We start from the raw sequence: 15,653 nt of genomic DNA on the forward strand, positions 1-15,653 counted from the left end.
CAGACGGACGCGCCATTGTTCGCGTCCGCCCACCATGGTGCCGGTCGGGTTGAGAGGGATTCGGCGGGCGATGACAACCGGCGCGGGAGGGGCGCGTTCATGGGGTTGGCAATCGTCCTGACGATGGTGGGCATGATGTTGTCGGTCACTCCGGTGGTACCCGAGGCGCGTAGACCTGGAACCACGGAGTGGAAGCTGAGTCAGCCCGCCACGGGGGCCCAGCTGGAGGGGTACGCCGGAGCGACCAGCGTGCAGCGGGGTGAGTCCATCGACATCCACGTCCGGACGGACGGCGCGCGCACGGTGAGCTGGGAGCTGTACCGCATGGGCTATTACGGGGGCACGGGCTCCCGGAAGATGGCGTCGGGAGACCCCGTCACCATCGGTCCCCAGCCCACGCCGGGGGTGGACCGGACGACGGGCCTCATCGAATGCCGCTGGCCCGTAAGCTTCACCGTCCCAACGCAGGCGAGCTGGCCCAGCGGTGTCTACCTGCTCAAGCTGCGGCGCGACGACGGGCCCCAGTCCTACGTCATCTTCGTCATCCGCGCGGACGAGCGGAAGAACACGGGCGTCGTCCAGATTCCGTTCACCACCTTCCAGGCCTACAACGCGTGGGGCGGCGAGAGCCTCTACACCGACTCCCTGGGGCTGTCCGGAGGCCACGCGAAGGTCGTCTCGTTCGACCGGCCCTACGTGGATGGCAACGGCGCGGGCGAGTACTTCTACGCCACGCACCACTTCGTGCTGTGGGCGGAGTCGAAGGGCTACGAGCTGTCCTACGTCACCAACGTCGACGTGGACCGGGACGCATCGCTGCTGCTGGGACAGCGGCTGTTCATCTCCGTGGGACATGACGAGTACTGGTCCCGCCCGGCCCGGACGGCGGTGGATGCGGCGCTGGCGTCGGGGGTGAACCTGGCGTTCCTCGGCAGTGACACGAGCTGCTGGCTCATCCGCCTGGAGTCCGCGAGTGGGGGCGCGTCGCGGCGCAAGCAGGTCTGTTACAAAGACGAGGCCCGCGCGGAGGATCCGCTGGCTGGCACGCCGCTCGTCACCGTCCGCTGGCGCAACGCGCTGCTCGGTGAGCCGGAGAACGGACTGGTGGGGGTGATGTCCGACGCGTGGGGAATCATTCCCCAGCCGTATGTCGTGCACACGCCTGACGCGTGGCCCTTCGCCGGCACGGGGCTCGCGCGGGGCGACTCGATTCCCTCCGTCGTGGGCTATGAAATCGACCGCGCATGGACGAACGGTGCGGGTCCGCCAGGCTTCATCTCGCTGGCGCAGTCTCCGGCCATCAGCAACAGGGGCGAGCCCAACTGGCACACCTCGGGCCTGTACACCGTGCCCTCCGGCGCGTTCGTCTTCTCCAGTGGTGGCATCTCCTGGTCTCAAGGGCTGTCGCATCCCCAGTTCGCGGACCTCCGCGTGCAGCGCATCACCGACAACGTGATGCGCAAGGCGGGCCTGGTGCCCACGCTCGACGGGGATACGTTCGGCGCGGGGAACCCTCGGCCGGTGGACCGCACGGGCCAGTCCGCGGGCGTCTCCACGTTCGCCGGGAGCGCGTTCCAGGAGGGCCTGGTGAATGGCCCCGCGACGCAGGCGCGCTTCCGCAGGCCCGTGGGCGTGGCGGTGGACGGCACGGGTACGGTGTTCATCGCGGACACGGGCAACCACGTGGTGCGACGCATCGCCAATGACGAGGCGCGCACCGTCACCACCATCGCCGGCACGGGCTCGCCGGGCGTGGGTGAGGGGCCGGGTGCGACGACGGCGCTGCGCTCGCCGGAGTCCATCGCCATCGCCCCGGACGGCACGCTCTACGTGGCCGACACGGGCAACCACCGCATCGTCCGCATTGCCCGGGGAGGAAGCTGGACGGTGAGCACCTTCGCCGGAGCGAAGGACGGCCGACAGGGCAAGGCCGACGGCGTGGGCACGGCCGCGCGCTTCCAGACGCCTGGCAGCGCGACGTTCGCGGGCGCGGACCTGTACGTGACGGACACCTTCAACCACCGGCTCGCGCGCATCTCTCCCGAAGGGAAGGTGAGCACGGTGATTGGCACCCGGGGCTCCGGCAGCACCAACGGCCCCGCCACCCAGGCCCGCTTCCATCGGCCGACGGCGGTGGCCTTCGGCGGGGGCGCGCTGTGGGTGGTGGACACGGGCAACCGGCTCATCCGCCGGGTGGCCATGGATGCCAGCTTCACCACGTCCACCGTGGCTGGCTCCGTCACGGGTGGTTTCGCCGATGGCGCGGGCGGCGCGGCGCTGTTCCTGCCCATGCTGGGCGCGGCGTACGTGGACGGGCGGCTGCTGCTGACGGACACGGGCAACGAGCGCATCCGCGCGCTCGTCGGAGAACAGGTGCGCACGTATGCGGGGACGGGGGCGCATGGCGCGCGCGACGGCGCGGCCGAGAAGGCGACGTTCAGCCTGCCCACGGGCATCGCCGCGCTGCCAGGGGGAGACGTGCTCGTCGTGGACCAGGGCGCGTCGACGGTGCGCAGGGTGCTAGCGCCGTCGAGCGGTGGAGGGCCGCGCCCCGTGCCGCGCATCACCGGAGGCCCCTTCGCTGGAGCCGCCGCGCCGCTGGACGTGTTCCTCGATGCGACGACGAGCACGACGACGGAGCCGGGGAGCTGGATTCAGCGCTTCCGGTGGGACCTGGGCGATGGCACGACGTCCGACGCGGCGTACCTGGAGCACCGTTACACGGGCGTGGGCCGCTACACCGTCACTCTCACCGCGACGGATGCCAAGGGGGTGAGTGCGTCCACCACCCAGGTCATCCGCGTGGGCGTGTCCTCGGAGGGCACGCCCTGAGACAAGGCGGCCTCACAGCGCCATGGGCTCGAGCTGGGCGACGAAGTGCGCCAGCCCCGGGACGGGCGACTCCTGGACCAGCTTCAGTCCGTAGCGGATGGAGGCGCGTCGCCGATGCACCGCGTGGAGGGTCTCCGCCACGTACGTCATGTGATGATTCGTATAGGCGCGCCGGGGCACGGCGAGGCGGTACAGCTCCAGGCGCGGGAGCTTCCGGGCGCCGGTGTCGGAGTCCGTCTCCTCGAAGGCCAGGGCGCCGAGCCCGATGCCTCGGATGGCGCCCTCCCGATAGACCTCCACGCTGAGCACGTCCGCCGGATAGCAGCGCTGGGGAATGTGCGGCAGGAAGCTGCCCGCGTCGATGAACACGGCGTGCCCGCCGACGGGACAGATGATGGGGATTCCCGCCTCGGCCAGCAGGTCTCCCAGGTAGCGCACCTGGGCGACGCGGTGGGCGAGATACTCCTCGTCGACCATCTCCCGCAGCCCCTGGGCCAGCGCCTCCAGGTCTCTTCCGGCGAGCCCGCCATAGCTCAGGTATCCCTCGAACAGGATGGTCCTGGGCGCGAGCTGGAAGTACAGCGCCTCGGTGCGCAGGGCCACCAGTCCGCCGATGTTCACCAGCGGGTCCTTCTTGCAACTGACGATGATGGCGTCAGCGCAGTCCATCATCTGTCGGAGGATTCGCGCACAGCTCCAGTCCTGGTACGCGGCCTCGCGTTGCTGGATGAAGTACGCGTTCTCCGCCATGCGCGCGGCGTCCAGGAACAGGGGGATGCCGTGCTTGCGGGCGATGCGGGCACAGCCCTGGAGGTTCTCCAGGCTGACGGGCTGGCCACCGCCGGAGTTGTTGGTGACGGTGACCATGATGAGCGGGACTCGCTCCCGAGGATGCTGGGACAGCGTCTCCTCCAGCTTCTTCAAGTCGACGTTGCCCTTGAAGGGCGCCTCCAGCTCCGGATGGAAGGCCTCTTCGACGATGCAGTTCACCGGCGAGGCCCGAGCCTGGAAGATGTGGGCCCGCGTGGTGTCGAAGGGCATGTTCATGGGGATGATGTCCCCTTCCCGAGCCAGGGAGCTGAAGACGACGTTCTCCGCGGCGCGGCCCTGGTGCATGGGGATGACGTGGTCGAAGCCGAGCAGCTCCTGGACGGTCTCCTTGAGCGTGTAGAAGCTGTCGGCGCCCGCATAGGCCTCGTCGCCATTCATCAGCGCCGCCCACTGCGCCTTGCTCATGGCGCCGGTGCCGGAGTCCGTCAGGAGGTCCAGGTACACGTCCCGGCTCTTGAGCCTGAACATGTTGTAGTGGCTTTCCCTCAAGGCGCTCTCGCGCAGGGCGCGTGACGGCAGGGAGAGCGGCTCCACCATCCTGATGCGGAACGGCTCGGGCATGACGTGAGGCTTCATCGCGGGCGACTCACTGGTGGAGGTTGGAATTCCCGTGAAAGCAAAGATGGGGTGCCTCGGGGCTCGTGGACATCGAACCCAGGGACAGGGATGAGAGGGGACGGGCCCGCATGTCTTTGTGGGGTGCGGGTGGGGGTGGTCGCGGACGTGTCTGTATTTGAGAGGGATTTGCTCGGGCCCGAGGCGTCGACCTGTCGACAATCGTCCCGGGGGCACTGTGTCCGATATGCGTCGGGCGATGCGTGCGGGCCGACTCGGTCCGACGCGGCCTTGGACCTGGCACTAGGGTCCTCGGCCGTGGAGACAGGGGATGCGGGTCAAGAACGGAGACACACGGGAGGAGGGCTCCAGAAGGTGGGGTCCTGGTTCCGTGCGGGCGCATGGAAGAGCGCGGTGGCGCGCGTCGCCTTCGTGAGCCTGGCGTGGTGGGCCCTGTGTGACGGGGACCCGAAGAGCTTCGCCTTCGGCCTTCCCGTGGTCGTGACTGTGTCGGTGGTGAGCTTCCTCTTGAGTCCGCCCCGGGGCTACGGGTGGCGACTCACGGAGGTCATCCGCTTCGCCGGCTTCTTCCTCGCGGGCTCCGTCCATGGGGGCTTCGACGTGGCGCGCCGCGCGCTGGCGCCGAGCCTGCCCATCTCTCCGGTGTTCGTCCGCTATCGGATGCGCCTGCCCGAGGGCGCGCCCCAGACGGTCTTCCGAATCACCCTCAGCCTGATGCCGGGCACGCTGGGCGCGGACGTGCTCGGGGAGGAGCTGGTGGTGCATGCACTCGTGGACCGGGGCGCGGGCACCCACCACGAGCTGGAGCATCTGGAGTGGCGCGTGTCGCGACTCTTCGGACTCGGACTGCCGCCGCCGTCGGAGCCCGTCCATGCATGAGCTGCGCACGGGCCTGGCCTGCTTCCTGCTCTTGAACATCCTCGCGGGCATGGTGCGAGTCGTGCGCGGGCCCACGCTCACGGACCGCTTCATCGTGGCGCAGCTCTTCGGGACGACGGGCGTGGGCGTCCTCGTGCTGCTCGCGGCGGACGCGGGCAGGGACGCGCTGCGGGACGTGGCGCTCGTGTTCGCGCTGCTGGCGCCCGTCACGGTGGTGGCCTTCGTGCGCTTCGCGGTGGGGAGTGACGCGGACGGCGCCAGCTCCGGTTCGCGCCAGGAGCCGAAGCCATGAGTCCCCTCGAGCTGCTCTCCGCCGCGTTCCTCTTCGCTGGCGCCGCCTTCTGTCTGGCGGGCACGGTGGGCGTGCTGCGCTTCCCGGACGTGTACTGCCGGCTGCATGCGCTCACCAAGGTCGACAACCTGGGCCTGGGGCTGGTGGTGGTGGGGCTGGCGCTGCAGTCCAGCTCGTGGGCGACGGCGCTCAAGCTGTTCCTCGTCTGGCTCTTCGTCCTCATCTCCAGCGCCTTCACCTGTCAGCTCATCGCGCGCGCCGCGCTTCGCAGGGGGGCCGTGCCCTGGGGAGGGCGGCGGGAGCCATGATGGACGGGCTGCTGGATGGATGCCTCGCGCTGTGTCTGCCCGTGCTGGCCTACCTGGTGCTGAGGACTGAGTCGCTGTCCCAGTCGGTGGTGCTCTTCGTCGCCTTCGGCCTCCTGTCCGCGCTGGGCTGGGCGCGGCTGGAGGCCCCGGACATCGCCCTGGTGGAGGCCGCGGTGGGCACGGGCCTCACCGGCGCGCTGCTGATGCACACGTTGAGCTGGACGGAGGAGACGCCGCCCGATGTCCGCGCGCGCGCCCGGCGCAGGCCCTGGTCGCTCTTGGCCATGGCCGCGTTGACGCTCCTGCTCGGGTGGGCGGTGCTCGCGCTGCCGGCCGACAGCCCGGGGCTGGGGCTGGAGGTGGACGCCCGGCGGGAGGACAGCGGTGTGCAGCACCCCGTCACGGCGGTGCTGCTGAACTTCCGGGGCTACGACACGCTGCTGGAAATCGCGGTGCTGCTGGTGGCCGCGCTGGGGGCACGGGCGGTGAATCCGCGCAGCGAGCGCGCCTCTTCCGAGGCCGCGAAGGACCCGCTGACGGGCGAGCTGTTCCGGGTGATGACGCCCGCGCTGTTGCTGGTGGCGGGGTACCTGGTGTGGGTGGGTGACCACGGGCCCGGCGGGGCCTTCCAGGCGGGCGCCATCCTCGCGGGAGGTGGGGTGGTGGCGATTCTCACGAGCCGGATGGGAACGCCGCGCATGACGTCGCTCCGGGTGCGCTGGGCGCTGCTCACCGGGCCGTTGATGTTCATCGGCGTGGCGGTGGCGCCGCTGTTCTCCGGAGGGCGGCTCCTGGAGTTCCCGAAGAAGTACTCCGGGACGCTCATCTTCGTGGTGGAGATGGCGCTGACCGTCACCATCGCCATGGTGCTGCTGATGTTCTTTCCGGGGACGCGTCCGCCCAGGGCGGGGCCAGGGGGCGAGCGATGAATCCGTGGGTCGTCTACGCCCTGTCGGGGATGGCGCTGTTCAGCGTGGGGCTGGTGGGCCTCTTCTCGCACCAGCACGTGGTGAAGCGCATCCTCGCCTCGAACATCGCCGGCTCCGGGGTGCTGCTCGTCCTGGTCGCCCTGGCGCGGCGCGCGCCCACGGGCACGCCGGACCCCGTGCCCCACGCGCTGGTGCTCACGGGCATCGTCGTGTCGGTGAGCTCCACGGCGCTGGGCGTGGCCCTGGCGCGCCGCATGGCCCGGCTCCAGGCCGAATCGACCCACACCCCCGAGCATGAGCCCCGCTCCGACGGGGAAGGTCCATGACGAACGCGGCGGCCTTGATGGCGTTGCCGGTCATCCTCCCCCTGCTGGGCGCCGTGCTGGCGCTGCTGGTGGGGCGCCCGGGTGTGCGCCTGGTCGCGGGCGTGGCGTCGGTGGCCACGCTCACGGCGTCCGCGGTGCTCGCGTGGGAGGTCGCCACGCAAGGGGTGCTGCGCCAGTCCATTGGCGGATGGGGCGCTCCTTTGGGCATCGAGTGGCGCGCGGACGGGCTCGCCGCGCTGATGCTGCTGACCATCGCGTTGGTGGGGCCCCTCATCAGCGTCCACGCGCTGGACCACCTGCCGGACCGCGAGGACCGGGAGTTCCTCCCGCTGTGGCTGTTCGTCTGGTGCGCGCTCAACGCGCTGGTGCTGTCGGACGATGCCTTCAACCTCTACGTCACGCTGGAGCTGACGACGCTGGGGGCCGTCGCGCTCATCGCGGTGCGCAGGGACTTGCCGGGGCTCGACGCGGGCCTGCGCTACCTGCTCTTCGCGCTGCCGGGCTCGCTCTGCTACCTGCTGGGCATCGCGCTCTTGTACGGCGCCCATGCCACGTTGGACGTGGGGACGCTCGCCCAGCGCGTGCAGCCGGGGCCGGTGACGTGGGTGGCGGCGGGCCTGGTGACGGTGGGGCTGTGTCTCAAGACGCCGCTGTTCCCGCTCCACGTCTGGTTGCCGCCGACGTACACGGGCGCGCCCACGCCCGTCACGGCGCTCTTGTCGGCGCTCATCTCGAAGGGCTCCTTCTACGTGCTGCTGCGGCTGTGGCTGGAGGTCTTCGCGCCCGTCCTCGACGCGGAGGTGGGGCAGCTTTTGGGCGTGCTCGGCGCGGCGGCGGTGTTGTGGGGCTCGTTCCTGGCGCTGAACCAGACGCAGCTCAAGCGCGTCGTCGCCTATTCGAGCGTCGCGCAGATTGGCTACATGTTCCTCGTCTTCCCCATGGCGACGAGCGGGGCCCGCGCGGGAGCCATCTACCTGGTCATCTCCCATGCCGCCGCGAAGGCGTCCATGTTCGTCGCGGTGGGGAACATCCACCAGGCGGTGGGCATCACCGCGCTGGGCGGCGTGCAGGGGCTGGCCTACCGGATGCCCTTCACGTTCCTCGCCATGGCGCTGGGAGGCATCAGCCTGATTGGCATTCCGCCCAGTGGAGGGTTCATCGCGAAGTGGCTCCTGCTGAATGAGGCCATCGGCACGCGGCAGTGGTGGTGGGGGCTGGTGCTGCTCGTCGGCAGCCTGATGGCGGCGGCGTATGTCTTCCGCATCCTCCGGGGCTCGTTCCTGCCGCTCCCTCCCGGGGTGACGGTGCGCTCCATTCCCCTGGGCAACGAGCTGGCGCCGCTGGCGCTGGCGCTCATCGCGCTGGTGCTGGGGCTGGTGCCCTGGTTCCCGTTGGACTTGCTGGCCATCGGGGCGTCGAGATGATGAACACCTGGCTGCCGCTGTCCGTGCTGCTCAGCTCGCTGTTGCCGGGGCTCATCATCTTCCTGCTCGCCGAGGAGCAGCGGCGCACGCGCACGTTGCTCAACCTCCTGGCGGCCGTCACCAAGCTGCTGCTCACGGGGGTCATGGCGTGGGGCGTGTTCCAGGGGCGCCAGTACGAGACGCGGCTGACGTTCTTCCCCAAGGCGGACCTGGTGCTGAGGGCGGACTCGTTCAGCCTGCTCTTCATCACCCTGTCCGCCGTGCTGTGGTTCGTGACGACCATCTACGCGGTGGGCTACCTGGAGGGCACGGACCACCGCAGTCGGTTCTTCGGCTTCTTCTCGCTGTGTGTCGCGTCGACGATGGGCATCGCCCTCGCGGGCAACCTGCTCACCTTCTTCCTGTTCTACGAGATGCTCACGCTGTCCACCTACCCGCTGGTCATCCACCGGGGGACGCCGGAGGCGCTGCGCGCGGGCAACGTCTACCTGCGCTACACGCTGAGCGGGGCCACGCTGCTGCTGGCGGGGGTGGCGCTGCTCTACTCGCTGGCGGGCGCGGTGGAGTTCACCGAGCGAGGCGCGCTGGGCGCCGTGGCGGCGCACCGCACCGAGCTGGTGGTGGCCTTCGTGCTGTTGATAGGGGGGCTCGGGGTGAAGACGGCGCTGGTGCCGCTGCATGGCTGGTTGCCGGTGGCGATGGTGGCGCCCGCTCCGGTCAGCGCGCTGCTGCACGCCGTCGCGGTGGTGAAGGCGGGCGCCTTCGGCATCACCCGCATCATCTATGACGTGTATGGCGTCTACCTGGTGCACGACCTGGGGGTGATGCAGCCTCTGGCCCTCGTCGCCGCCGTCACCATCCTCTACGGCTCGGTGCGCGCGCTCCAGCAGAGCGACTTGAAGAAGCGGCTGGCCTACTCCACGGTGAGCCAGGTCGCGTACATCGTGCTGGGCGTCTCCATCTTCGGGACGGCGTCCACCATCGGTGGGCTGGTGCACCTGGTGCATCAGGGCGTGATGAAAATCACCCTGTTCTTCTGCGCGGGGAACTACTCGGAAGAGCTGCACGTGCACCGCGTGAGCGAGCTGCGCGGCGTGGGGCGCCGGATGCCCCTGACGACAGCGGCCTTCACCGTCGGCGCCCTGGGGATGATTGGCATTCCCCCTGTCGCCGGGTTCATCTCCAAGTGGTACCTGGGCATTGGCGCGCTGGAGGCGCACGAGCCCTGGCTGGTGGTGGTGCTGCTGACGAGCAGCCTGCTCAACGCGGGCTATTTCCTGCCCATCGTCTACTCCGCGTGGTTCCAGGCGCCGCGCGAGGCATGGAAGCCGAGCACCCGGAGGTGGGAGATTGGCTTGTTGTTGCTCTTGCCCACGGTGGCCACGGCCGTGCTGTCGCTCGCCGCGGGCCTCTTCGCCGGGGCGGAGCTGAGCCCGCTGGGCTGGACGCGGCTGCTCACCGAGCGGGAGTTCCGTCCATGAGGGCCGATGAATGGGCCTCGCTCGCGGTCATCGCGACCCTGCTCGTGCCGCTGGTCCTGACGGGGGCGGTGATGCTGCCCCTCACCCGGCGCCTGGGCATGGCGCTGGCGCCGTGGGCCGCGCTCCCGGCGCTCGGATTGGGCCTGGGCACCGGGGCGACCGTCCACTGGAAGTCGGTGCTCCTGGGGATGCAGCTGTATGCGCCGGACGAGGTGACGCGGACGTACCTGCTCTTCACCGGGATTCTGTGGCTCTTCTCCGGCCTGTTCGCGCGAGGGTATCTGCGTGAGGACGCGCACCTCGCCTCGTTCTGGGGCTTCTTCCTGGCGACGCTGACAGGGAACGTGGGCGCGGTGCTCGCGCGGGATGTGGCGAGCTTCTATCTGTTCTTCGCGATGATGACGTTCTGCGCGTACGGGCTCGTCGTCCACGAGCGCACCGAGGCGGCGGCTCGGGCGGGCCGCGTCTACATCATCATGGCCCTGGTGGGAGAGGTGCTGCTGCTGGCGGCGTTCTTCCTGCTGGTGGGGACGCGCGTCAACCTGTCGTTCGACGAGGTGCCGCGCGTGGTGGCGGAGTCGTCCCACCGCGTTGTCCTCTGCGTGCTCATCCTCCTCGGCTTCGGCGTCAAGGTGGGCGCCATCCTCCTGCACATGTGGCTGCCCCTGGCGCACCCTGTCGCGCCCGCGCCGGGCAGCGCCGTGCTCAGTGGCACCATCATCAAGGTGGGCGTGCTGGGCTGGCTGCGCTTCCTGCCGCTGGGACACGCGAGCCTGCCCACGCTGAGCACGGTGTGCGTCGCGGCGGGGCTGACGGCCGCGTTCTACGGCGTCGCGGTGGGCCTCACGCAGCGAGAGGCGAAGACGGTGCTGGCCTACTCCAGCATCAGCCAGATGGGCTTCCTCACGCTCGCGGTGGGGCTGGCGCTGGGGGCGCCGGAGGCGGCTCCCGTGCTCATCGGCGCGGTGCTCGTCTATGCTGTGCACCACGCGTTGGCGAAGGGGTTGCTGTTCCTGGGCACGGGCCTCCTGCCCGCGACGGGGCGGCGGGGCTGGCGGAGCGTGCTCGTGCTGGTGGGGCTGACGTGGTGCGCGCTGGAGGTCGCGGGGGCACCCCTGACGAGCGGGGCGCTGGCGAAGCTCTCATTGAAGTCCGCGGAGGCCGCCGCGCACGCCTCGGAGGCGCTGCCGATGCTGCTGTCCCTGGCGGCCGTGGGCAGCACGCTCATCATGGCGCGCTTCCTGGAGTGCACCGTGCCCAAGGCTTCCGAGCAAGGGAAGGGCGGCGCGGGAGGAATGCTGCTCGCGTGGATGCTGCTGCTGGCCGTGGACACGCTGCTGCTCTTCTGGCCACCGGTGGGGCGCGACGAGCTGCCGCACCTGCTCGAGGCGAAGAACCTGCTCTCCGCGGCGTGGCCCGTCCTGGTGGGTGTGCTGGTGGGCGCCGTCGTGTGGCGTTCGCGGCGGTGGCGCTCCTGGCGCGTGCCCGAGGTCCCGGCTGGGGACGTGCTGTGGCCAATGATGCGGGTGCTGTGGCCGGGCTGGCGTCTGTTGACGACGGGGGCGGACCGCGAGGAGGCCGAGAAGGCGAAGACCGCCGCGCGCGTTCAGGGCTGGTTCGAGCGGTTCCGGCGAGCCTCACTCGACGAGGTCGAGAACGCCGAAGCGGGGCTGAGCCGGCTGAGCCACGTGGGCCTCGCGCTGCTGTTGTTCCTGGGCGTCTTCATCCTGCTGTTGGTCCGGTAGTCGCGCCGTCACGCGCTCCTCCGCTCCTTGCGCGGCTCGGCGATGGACAGGACGGGGCGCAGCCGGGCGGCCTCGGCGAGGTGCCAGTCGCGGCGGGACTCGTCCAGGCCCGCGAGCTGGGTGTGAGCGTCGGAGGCCTCCCACGGCATGCCGTGGAGCTTCGCGGTGCGCAGGGCGGCCTCGAAGCCGCGCCGCGCGGACCCGGGCCTTCCCTCGGCCAGGGCCAGTCTGCCTCGGAAGAGGTGTGCGGCTGGCAGGCCGAGCGCGCAGCTCCGGGCACCTTTCTCCATCGCGCGGCGGAGTCGATGGGCGCGCTGCCTCAGGTGCTCCGCGTCCTTGTCGCCGCGAGCCCGCGCCTCGCGCCAGAGCTCCAGGAAGGTCTCCGCCAGTCCGGTGTAGGAATACACCGTCGTGATGCTCAGCGCGCTGTCCAGGATGGCTGACGTCTGCTGCTCCGCCAGCACCCGCGCGCTCGTGGCCTCTCCAGCGCGCAGCAAGGCCAGGGCGATGAGGCCGGTGATGGAGGGGTCGTGGTACGTCTCCGGGTTCAGGGACGTCGCCTGGAGTCCCTCCAGTGCTGCCTCGTGGTGCCCCGCGAGCATCATGAGGATGGCCCTGTCCTCTCGGACCCATTTGAGCGTCTGAGGGTCCTCCCGCCTGCGGCCCGACGCCTCCAGCTCCAGTGAGCGCTCCATGGCCTCGCCTGTTCGTCCCTGGAGCAGGTACACGTGAAACAGCAGGATGGTGGCCTCGTCCGCCAGTCGTTGATTCCCCAGCCGCGTGAAGCCGGTGATGCTCTCCGTGAGCGACTCCTCGCACTCGTGGAGGCGCGCCGCGTTCATCAAATACATGGACAACGACAGCCGCGAGAGGGCGACGGCCTGTCGGTTGTTCGCCTGATGCGCGAGCCTGAGGCTGGCCTGTCCGTAGGCGGTGGCCGCCCGGTGGAAGGGAGTCGTGCCCAGCACGGCTGTCAGCGAGGCGTAGGCGCGCGCCCGCAGGCTCGCGGAGCCAGACTTGTCGGCGAAGCGGGCCATCTGGAAGGAGTAGTAGCCGACGCCGCGCCAGTTCGCGGCATAGACGGCGAGCAGGGAGAGGTCCGCGCAGGTCTCCGTCAGGTCCACCATCTCCTCGAAGCGCGTTCCGATGCGCATCATCCGTCGCAGGCCCGGCACCCAGCCGAGCAGTTGCCGCAGGGCGGCCAACGCCGTCTCCAGGGCGCGCGCGGCGGGGCGCGTGGGCACCGGGTGTCCCATCAGCGTCATGGCCGCGAGGAGGTGTTGCCGCGCCTCCGCCTGGCGGCCCATCCACCGCAAGGCCCGTCCCAGCTTTCGCTCCCAGCGCGCGCGACGCGACGCGGGCACGCGCTCGGGCCCGGACTCATCCAGCTCCAGCGCCCTGGTGAAGAAGGCCACCGCCTCGCTGGGCGCATGCGTCGCCATCGCCTGCTCTCCGGAGCTCTCCAGCGCGTCCAGGGCCTTGGTCCGCACGCCCGCGCGCAGCCAGTGGTGCGCCAGTCGTGGATGGTGGGGCGTCAGCTCCGTCGCATGACGTTGCTCGTACCAGCGGGCGACGGCCTCATGGAGCTGCCGCCGCTGCGAGAACAGGAGCAGGTTGTAGGCCACCTCCTGGGTGATGACGTGCTTGAAGAGGTAGCTCAGCTCCGGGGCGCTCTCCAGGGGCAGGGCCAGGTCCTTCTCCTTCAGGCTGAGCAGGTGCGAGCCCAGCTGGGGGCGCTCGTCCGGGAGGGGATGGACGTCCCGCAGCAGCGCGCAGGTGAAGGCGCGTCCGATGACGCTCGCGGCCTTCAGCGTGAGCTGCTGCACGGGGGTCAGCCGGTCGATGCGGCTGGTGATGAGTCCTTCCAGCGTGGAGGGCAGGCCCATGGACTCCAGGTCTCCCGCCTCCGGGGTGAGGCGGCACTCTCCTCGCTCGACGAAGAGCAGGCCGTGGTCTCTCAAGGCATGGGCCAGCTCCTCGCTGTAGAACGGGTGCCCCTCCGCCTTGCTTTGGATGAAGGCGGCGACTTCAGGCTGAAGGCGGGCCACCCCGAGCCGGGCGCAGACGAGGGCTTCGACCTCCTCCCCCGACATGGGGCCCAGGCGAAGGCCCTGGGTCGCCCCTTGCCGGCGCAGCGCTTCGAGCCCGGGCGGCTCCACCGGCAGTGGACGCAGGCTCACCACGAGCAGCCAGTCCGGGAGGTCTCGCGAGAGGCGCCGCAACAACTCCCATGACGCGGAGTCCAGCCAGTGGCCATCCTCCATCAGCAGCACGCAGGGCCCGGCCTCTCCCAGCAGCATCATCATCAGGGCCTGGGTGGTGTCCGCGCGTGCCTCGTCGCGAAGCTGCTCCGTACGGTCCGTCTCCGGCAGCTCCAGCAGGAGGACGGGGTTGAGGAGCGGCGCGAGGGCGGCGTTGCCGGGCAGGCGGGCCCTCACCGCGGTGCGACGGGCTTCGAGTGAGGCGCCCTCGGGCAGCCCGAGCAGCGCGGAGAAGATGGTGCGCCAGGCGAAGTAGACCGTGTTGCCCTCCGCCGCGTCCGCGCTCCCCGACAGCACGCGCAGCCCGCGCGCCTTCGCCCCGTCCGCCGTGTAGAGGAGCAGGCGCGACTTGCCCAGGCCCGCCTCGCCTTCGAGGAGGAGGACCCCACCCTTGCGCTGGGTGGGATTCTCCAGGAAGGCGTCGAGGGTGGCCCGCTCGCGCAGCCGTCCCACGACGGGATGCACCCCGCGGTGGCCTCGCGTCTCGTCGAGGCTCCCGGGCCGGAACCGACGCACGGGCTCCGCCACGCCCTTCACCTTCACGGGAGGCAGTCGCTCGGTCCACAGCCGCTCGCCCACGGCCTGGGCGGTGGGCTCGTCGAGGAGGATGTCGTCGCGCGCCTCCTGCATCAGCCGCGCGGCCAGGTTCACCGTCCTGCCCATCAGCGCGTATTCGTAGCGGACGGCGCCGCCCCGCAGGCCACAGCACACCCGTCCCGTCGCGATGCCGACGGACGCCTTGAGCCCCAGTGCCTGGATCGAGCCCCGCGCCTGGATGGCCGCCTTCACCGCGCGCGTCGCGTCGTCTTCGTGCGCGCACGTGGGCAGGCCGAAGCCCGACACCAGCACCAGGCCCTTGTCGTCCACCAGGAGCTGGTTGACGCTGCCTCCCTGCGTGTAGACGGCCTCCTGGAGCGCGCGCACCGCGTCCGACAGCCGGGGCAGCAGCGCCTCCGAGGCCCCCTCCGGCAGTCCATCCAGGCGGAGGAAGAGGACCGTCACCCGGCGCAGCTCGGCGAGCCACTTCCGGTCATGGACCTCCAGCGCCGCCAGCAACACCCGCGACACGAAGGGCCGCAGCGCCGCCACCGCGTCTTCTCCGAGCGAGGCCTGGGGCAGGGGCCAGGGCTCGGGCGCGCGCAGCGACAGGACGCGGGCGATGCCCGAGGGCGACACCTCTCCCCGCGCCTCCGCGCCCAGCAGGTGCCAGAGCGGAGCAGACACCCGCACCTCCCCCGGCGAGGTGACGTGCTCCACCTCGCGCAGCTGCGTGAAGGGCGCTCCACGCACCAAGGCCTGCCACCGCCCCTGGAGGCCTCCGGCCATGACGGCCTGCACCTCGCCAGCGCCCAGGGCCACCCGGAGGGCCAGCGCGTGTTCCAGGAAGAAGGGCTCGCGCATCGCCTGTTGCAACGCCAGTCCACACGCCACCGCGCGCCGCGCCGCCTGGGTGAGCGTGGTCTCTTCTTCCCTCGGCGGCCACAGCGCGAGCAGCGCGTCCCCGGGGAAGTGGAGGATGTCCCCACCATGTGCGGTGACGACCTCCACCAGCGGGGTGAAGAGCCGCTCCAGCAGCCGCGACAGCTCCTCCGCGCCCGCGGAGCCCTGCTGGGCCAGCCGCTCCGTCAGGGGGGTAAAGCCAGACACATCCGCGAGCAGCACCACCGAGGCGAAGCACTCCGACTCGGGGGCCTCGGGACGGCGCGCTCCGCGACGTGCCAGCAGGGCCGGCACGCAAGGCAAGAGCTGCTGGGCGGTATCCATTCAAC

Annotated in this window: 11 protein-coding genes; 9 read left to right on the forward strand and 2 right to left on the reverse strand. The window is 70.6% G+C overall.

Going from position 1 to position 15,653, the window contains the following annotated elements; translation table 11 throughout:
- Positions 1 to 99: 99 nt before the first annotated feature.
- Positions 100 to 2,832 (forward strand): N,N-dimethylformamidase beta subunit family domain-containing protein, encoded by a 2,733-nt coding sequence (locus ACN469_RS36640; protein ID WP_498775860.1) that lies wholly within the window; start codon positions 100 to 102, stop codon positions 2,830 to 2,832.
- 12 nt (positions 2,833 to 2,844) lie between these two features.
- Here ACN469_RS36640 and ACN469_RS36645 read toward each other — a convergent pair whose 3' ends face one another.
- On the reverse strand, positions 2,845 to 4,239 hold the full coding sequence (locus tag ACN469_RS36645) for a tryptophanase (protein ID WP_498775862.1): 1,395 nt from the start codon (positions 4,237 to 4,239) through the stop codon (positions 2,845 to 2,847).
- Between the two features lie 354 nt (positions 4,240 to 4,593).
- Here ACN469_RS36645 and ACN469_RS36650 point away from each other — a divergent pair, with 354 nt between their 5' ends.
- Genes ACN469_RS36650 through ACN469_RS36685 form a run of 8 tightly spaced genes read left to right on the forward strand, consistent with a single transcriptional unit; the run spans position 4,594 to position 11,623 of the window.
- Positions 4,594 to 5,118, forward strand: coding sequence for a Na+/H+ antiporter subunit E (locus ACN469_RS36650; RefSeq protein WP_498775864.1), 525 nt, complete (start codon positions 4,594 to 4,596; stop codon positions 5,116 to 5,118).
- Entirely contained in the window at positions 5,111 to 5,410 is a 300-nt protein-coding gene (locus tag ACN469_RS36655) for an MrpF/PhaF family protein (RefSeq protein WP_498775866.1), read from the forward strand. The genes ACN469_RS36650 and ACN469_RS36655 overlap by 8 nt, the downstream gene beginning before the upstream one ends.
- Positions 5,407 to 5,718 carry a monovalent cation/H(+) antiporter subunit G gene (mnhG, locus tag ACN469_RS36660; protein ID WP_498775868.1) on the forward strand — a complete coding sequence of 104 codons (312 nt, stop codon included), beginning with the start codon at positions 5,407 to 5,409 and terminating at the stop codon, positions 5,716 to 5,718. Before ACN469_RS36655 ends, mnhG begins: the two co-directional genes overlap by 4 nt.
- Complete coding sequence (locus tag ACN469_RS36665) at positions 5,715 to 6,647, forward strand: hydrogenase subunit MbhD domain-containing protein (protein WP_498775869.1); 933 nt, start codon at positions 5,715 to 5,717, stop codon at positions 6,645 to 6,647. The genes mnhG and ACN469_RS36665 overlap by 4 nt, the downstream gene beginning before the upstream one ends.
- Positions 6,644 to 6,973, forward strand: coding sequence for an NADH-quinone oxidoreductase subunit K (locus ACN469_RS36670; RefSeq protein ID WP_498775871.1), 330 nt, complete (start codon positions 6,644 to 6,646; stop codon positions 6,971 to 6,973). Before ACN469_RS36665 ends, ACN469_RS36670 begins: the two co-directional genes overlap by 4 nt.
- The gene (locus ACN469_RS36675; RefSeq protein WP_498775873.1) at positions 6,970 to 8,397 is read left to right on the forward strand and encodes a complex I subunit 5 family protein; all 1,428 of its coding nucleotides are present in this window, start codon (positions 6,970 to 6,972) and stop codon (positions 8,395 to 8,397) included. The genes ACN469_RS36670 and ACN469_RS36675 overlap by 4 nt, the downstream gene beginning before the upstream one ends.
- On the forward strand, positions 8,394 to 9,878 hold the full coding sequence (locus tag ACN469_RS36680; protein WP_498775875.1) for a monovalent cation/H+ antiporter subunit D family protein: 1,485 nt from the start codon (positions 8,394 to 8,396) through the stop codon (positions 9,876 to 9,878). Before ACN469_RS36675 ends, ACN469_RS36680 begins: the two co-directional genes overlap by 4 nt.
- Positions 9,875 to 11,623: a complex I subunit 5 family protein gene (locus ACN469_RS36685; RefSeq protein ID WP_498775877.1), complete on the forward strand. Its 1,749-nt coding sequence runs from the start codon at positions 9,875 to 9,877 to the stop codon at positions 11,621 to 11,623. The genes ACN469_RS36680 and ACN469_RS36685 overlap by 4 nt, the downstream gene beginning before the upstream one ends.
- A gap of 8 nt (positions 11,624 to 11,631) precedes the next feature.
- On the opposite strand, the gene ACN469_RS36690 is transcribed toward ACN469_RS36685, so the two are convergent.
- Entirely contained in the window at positions 11,632 to 15,648 is a 4,017-nt protein-coding gene (locus tag ACN469_RS36690) for an AAA family ATPase (RefSeq protein WP_498775879.1), read from the reverse strand.
- Positions 15,649 to 15,653: the final 5 nt, after the last annotated feature.

This window comes from Corallococcus terminator, from assembly GCF_049194865.1.
Classification (GTDB): Bacteria; Myxococcota; Myxococcia; order Myxococcales; family Myxococcaceae; genus Myxococcus; species Myxococcus terminator_A.

Coding starts and splice junctions, on each gene's coding strand:
- ACN469_RS36640 (WP_498775860.1), top strand. CDS start 100: ATGGGGTTGGCAATCGTCCTGACGATGGTGGGCATGATGTTGTCGGTC.
- ACN469_RS36645 (WP_498775862.1), bottom strand. CDS start 4,239: ATGAAGCCTCACGTCATGCCCGAGCCGTTCCGCATCAGGATGGTGGAG.
- ACN469_RS36655 (WP_498775866.1), top strand. CDS start 5,111: ATGCATGAGCTGCGCACGGGCCTGGCCTGCTTCCTGCTCTTGAACATC.
- mnhG (WP_498775868.1), top strand. CDS start 5,407: ATGAGTCCCCTCGAGCTGCTCTCCGCCGCGTTCCTCTTCGCTGGCGCC.
- ACN469_RS36665 (WP_498775869.1), top strand. CDS start 5,715: ATGATGGACGGGCTGCTGGATGGATGCCTCGCGCTGTGTCTGCCCGTG.
- ACN469_RS36670 (WP_498775871.1), top strand. CDS start 6,644: ATGAATCCGTGGGTCGTCTACGCCCTGTCGGGGATGGCGCTGTTCAGC.
- ACN469_RS36675 (WP_498775873.1), top strand. CDS start 6,970: ATGACGAACGCGGCGGCCTTGATGGCGTTGCCGGTCATCCTCCCCCTG.
- ACN469_RS36680 (WP_498775875.1), top strand. CDS start 8,394: ATGATGAACACCTGGCTGCCGCTGTCCGTGCTGCTCAGCTCGCTGTTG.
- ACN469_RS36685 (WP_498775877.1), top strand. CDS start 9,875: ATGAGGGCCGATGAATGGGCCTCGCTCGCGGTCATCGCGACCCTGCTC.
- ACN469_RS36690 (WP_498775879.1), bottom strand. CDS start 15,648: ATGGATACCGCCCAGCAGCTCTTGCCTTGCGTGCCGGCCCTGCTGGCA.